This is a genomic window from Candidatus Igneacidithiobacillus taiwanensis (assembly GCF_031962545.1).
GTDB lineage: Bacteria > Pseudomonadota > Gammaproteobacteria > Acidithiobacillales > Acidithiobacillaceae > Igneacidithiobacillus > Igneacidithiobacillus taiwanensis.
In genome coordinates this window covers 1-4,383 of the sequence record NZ_JAVRKK010000167.1, presented here as the reverse complement: position 1 = coordinate 4,383, position 4,383 = coordinate 1, and the positions used below count along the sequence as shown (strand labels likewise).

At 49.9% G+C, this 4,383-nt stretch carries 4 protein-coding genes and 1 pseudogene; 3 read left to right on the top strand and 2 right to left on the bottom strand.

What is annotated here, in order from left to right; all coding sequences use genetic code 11:
- Together RTI30_RS12975 and RTI30_RS12970 are read right to left on the bottom strand one after the other, a co-directional pair.
- Positions 1–295, bottom strand: a 295-nt coding sequence (locus RTI30_RS12975) for a hypothetical protein (RefSeq protein ID WP_312283968.1), incomplete at its 3' end; no start/stop codon positions are given.
- Positions 296–300: 5 nt separating this feature from the next.
- The gene (locus tag RTI30_RS12970) at positions 301–1,992 is read right to left on the bottom strand and encodes a DUF262 domain-containing protein (RefSeq protein WP_312283967.1); all 1,692 of its coding nucleotides are present in this window, start codon (positions 1,990–1,992) and stop codon (positions 301–303) included.
- Positions 1,993–2,496: 504 nt separating this feature from the next.
- On the opposite strand from RTI30_RS12970, the pseudogene RTI30_RS14375 reads away from it, so the two are divergent.
- From RTI30_RS14375 to RTI30_RS12955, 3 genes and pseudogenes are all read left to right on the top strand, one after another.
- Positions 2,497–2,736 (top strand): annotated as a pseudogene (locus tag RTI30_RS14375) (transposase); the annotation flags it as partial.
- Positions 2,737–2,909: 173 nt separating this feature from the next.
- The gene (locus tag RTI30_RS12960) at positions 2,910–3,683 is read left to right on the top strand and encodes a protein phosphatase 2C domain-containing protein (protein ID WP_312283966.1); all 774 of its coding nucleotides are present in this window, start codon (positions 2,910–2,912) and stop codon (positions 3,681–3,683) included.
- Positions 3,684–3,992: 309 nt separating this feature from the next.
- Positions 3,993–4,383: tyrosine-type recombinase/integrase (locus RTI30_RS12955; RefSeq protein WP_312283965.1), on the top strand; the 391-nt coding region annotated here is incomplete at its 3' end.

Sequence of the window (4,383 nt, the reverse complement as noted above, 5' to 3'; positions counted from 1 at the left end):
AAGGATTAGCCACATGCCAAGTGGCGGTTTTATCGCGTAGCGATGATGGCGTATTGGTCTGGATACAGTAACCCCGGACGGTTCCGGGAGCAAGACCCCCGACCGACTCTGCATAGCAAGAGGGGCGCTGCTGACCTGGACGATGAGCTTGTTTCCAACAACCCATCATTTTGGCCACCTTTCCAACAACCTCCGAGGCCTGCCAGAAAACATTGGCCGAGAAGGCCTCGGCGGGCGTGTCCATCAAAGGGTGGTTTGATAGATTTTGAAATTTTGCACTACAATCCTGATCCACCCACCTTATAGATTCATTAGTGCTTTGGTTATTAGGTCCGTGCGTGCTCTGATAAATTCATCAAATGAATCAAGCGAGTAATCTGGAAGATCAGGAATAAGATGACGCTTTTTGAAAGTTTTATCCCTCGTACTAATCCATTCGTTAAATGGCGTGGCATTTTTTGATAAATTTTCCGAATCGGTCAGCAACTGGAGGTTTGAAAGACGATTAAAATTGGACATGTATTGTTTAATCTTTGCATCATCATATCCACGCCGCCGCAGTCCGCGGAATTCCGATTGCGGGAAAATATGATCTTCATGAAAGACGGCATCCTTCCAATCACGATCCGGATACAGGAGAGACAGCACAAGATTTGTATACCGCCCCTGATATGATGACTCCAAAAGACGATCAATTTCTGCTTCGCTGAGTTTTGGCTCAATGCCAAGAGATTTATATAGGTCATCTGTCGGGAATTTTGTACTCGCATCGCACTTGATTAGTAATTCCCTCAAGCGCGTCAGCGTCGTGTCCGACGATCCACCGAAGGCATTCTTGAGGGTAGAAAAAATAAACCACTTGCGGATCATAACTTGTATTTCCGCGTCTTTCTCATTAGATGATGTATCAAAAGAAAAATTACCGCGCTTCATAAGATAGAAAGCGATCGGGAGCAGCGCTAACGGCGCTACGACGTTTTTTGCGTTAAATCCGAATCGTGATATGAGTCGAACTGTCACGGCCAAAGATGCCTTGATTGTTTCCCAATTGCTTTCGATAACACGGAGATTAGTCTTAGTGAAGTTCTTGACCTTATATTGAATTGGAAGGTTCTCGCTAAGGTATAGGCATGCCTTCAGAACGAAGTCCTTACCAAAATTGTATCCGTTCCCGATCTTATTGAGCGAGTCAGTGAATTCATGAGTTTCACTGCGGGCATCCAGCGTTTCCCATTTTGCTGTGGCTGTTGCAAGAAGCAGATCGGAGTATTCAAGTGGTTGTCCGGCTGAGTTAGCTCGGACAAACACCTGCAAGACCTTATCGTAGTCCTGGGACTTTTCCTGGTAGTAGTTACCAATAAGTGTTGTATGAATACGATTATGTAAGCGTCCAATAAGTTTGTTGGCATTGTTACGCAGCTCATCTGGTAGTTCTTTAAGGATTGGCTCCATAGCTGATTTCGCATCTTCAGCATCATCGAAGTCGAGTATCTTTCCGACGCGAAACCATAGTTGATTTTCTCCGGTATCAGGAGTGTCATCTTCTCGAAAAGAAAAACCATAAGTTAGTTCTTCTGGATTCTCTTCATTTGCAACTGGTATTTTTAGAAGATCTAAGTACAGTCTAGTATTTCTCCAACGATAATAGAAGTACCGATAAGATCCCTTTAGGCCGATGTATAGCGAGGTTATTCGTTGTTGTCCATCAAGCACAAGGGTGATATCATCTGTACCGTTTATATCGGCATTTTTGTTGTGCGGATCCTCTTCGTTGAAATCTCTAATAAACTCGTAAATCGGCCATTCGTCCTTCTTGCTTTGATCGAGTTTCCAATATAGAAACGAGCCAATTGGAAAATCAGCCATTATTGAATCAAACAGCATCTCGATCTGGTCTGTACCCCATACAAACTCTCTTTGAATGGCGGGGAGAAAGAGATTCTTATTGATTTGTCGAACTATGTCGATAACTCGTACCGGTATGTATTCCATCTTAATTCCCTTAGATGTTATTTAGAAAAAAATAAATTACGATTTTGATTTTGAAGCGCAACATTATGTCCGTCAATTGATCCACGGCTTTCCCGTGAAATCTTTCGATAATTATTGTGCTGACATATATTGGCTGGCTCAAGAATGAACTGCAACACCTTTGATCCAAGGAGGCTGGAGGTGGAAAATTGGCTATCAGTATCAGCAGTTGAACTTGGATGAGAGAAATCGATTGCAGCGGGAACTTAACCAGGGGATGAGCCTGCGGGCGAGTTGAAGCAGGATGCTGATCTCGGCGTTACCTCGGGGACACAAGAAGCGCCTGCCACACACCCGGGGCAAAGATCGTCGTGGTGGTATACCGAACATGCGCTCCATCAAGGAATTTCCACCCGAGGCGGAATGGCGACAGGTGCGGACGCTGCCCAAGGTGATTCTCCTAACGCTGACCTACGGACAAGGGGGGCGTCACCAGGAGTCGGAGAAACAGGTGGGGATACGGGCGTTTTTGTTGCTAACCTACATAGTCCCTGGCAACGACCCACGAATGAGAACACTAATGGTCTGCTGCAGCAATATTTCTCTAAAGGCACGGATTTGTCTGGTTATTCCCAGCAGCGCTTGACCCATGTGGCCGAGGAACTCAATAATCGATTCAGGAAATGTCTGGGATTTCGAGCGCTCGCCGAAGTCATGGCTCAGCAAGTCAAGGAGTTACATGCTGGTTTTGCACTTCAGACTTGAAACCGCCTCTTATTAACGTTGCTGCACATGCAGTTGTGTTCGTGCATTATAGGTGGCCTTGTGGTGTTACTGCAGGAGCGGTCCACACGAACACCACGAATACATGTGATGATGTCCTTACGTCATGGCCGATTTGCCGCAGGTCGTGAGCTTTCAGTTTGCAGCCCACAGCGGTGATCCACATCGCTGCCTTCAGTCGCAGAGGTGTGGGCAAGCCGCACAACGAGGACGCCCTGTGCGTGGCCGGGCAATTGCTTCAGGGATCAGTGAGCGAGCAATGGCAAATTGCTCGCACCACGCCACTCCTTGTGGCCGTCGCCGATGGTGTGGCTGTTGGAACAACGCCACGTCGCGCCAGTCGTGCATTAATCAATCTACTTCTAGAGGCAGATATAGCTCATAAACCGGCGTATCTCGCCACGCAACTGCGCGCCATTCAGGCTCGTTACGCGTCCTTGGCCGATACCGATCCCACTGCTGCAGGCATGGCTTCGACTCTGGTCGGCGCCGTTATACATGGTCAACATTGCACGGTCTTTAATGTTGGCGATGCACGCGCCTATGTGCGCGACATTGCAGGAGGCATGCGACAGATATCGCACGATCACACCCAGATCCAAGACATGCTTGACGCCGGTGAGGTCACTGCCGAGCAGGCACGGCATGCGGCCAGCATCTACGACCAGCTTACGGGATACTTTCTGGCTGAGGCGGAGTTCGAGGAATTCCGGGTGCATGTCGCTCAGTGTGCGCTTCAGCAGGGTGAGCGGCTGATTCTCGCCAGCGACGGGTTGCACGAAGCCTTGTCCGATGCCGAAATCGGCGTCTTGTTTGTCTCCTGCTCATTAGAAGTGCTGCATCACGCCTTTCGCAGAGCCCGCCAGCGCGGCGGCACCGACGACTTCACCGTGCTGTGCGTCGCCTCCGAAATGAGGCAAACGTTATAGCGGCCCCCGTTTTCTGGATAAAGGCTTAAGCTATTCTCAGATAGACCATTCCACCAAACTACCCTTTGCCGGACATGATACCCGACCTTTTGCACCATTCTGTCTCATAGGCATGCAGCCATCCCAGCCGTAATCTACTGATTCCACTGCTATCGAGCAAGCTCCGCAATGGGCTATTATGAGACATTATGATCACGGTGGAGATTTTTGGCGATGGCGGATCAGAGGAAAAGGCGCAAACGGAAGAGAGAGCCGGAGGCGGAGGCCCTTGTTCTGGATGATCCCAGGCAAGGGGATTTGTTTGGATGGGTGCCAGCGGAAACGACCACCGAGACAGCAGCCCCCGATCCGGTGGCGTCTGGATCTGCAGCACCGTCTCCGGATTTGCCGCCGGCAGAATCGACATCCGCAGCCCAAGGGTTGCTCTCTGTAGCAGTAGCTACTCCCAAAAAGCGCCGAGCGGCTTCGGAGAGCGAAAGAAAGCATCTCACTGCCCTGGAGGTGGATCGGCTCCTGGCGGCTACCAAAGACAACCCCCGGACAGGCCTACGGGACCGCTGCCTGATCCTTTTGATGTTCCGTCATGGATTGCGGGTAACCGAGGCCTGCGCTATGCGGATGGACCAGGTAGACCTGGAGAGCAGGATTCTCCATGTGCAGCGGCTCAAGGGTGGGCTCTCCACCACCCAGCCCCTACGAA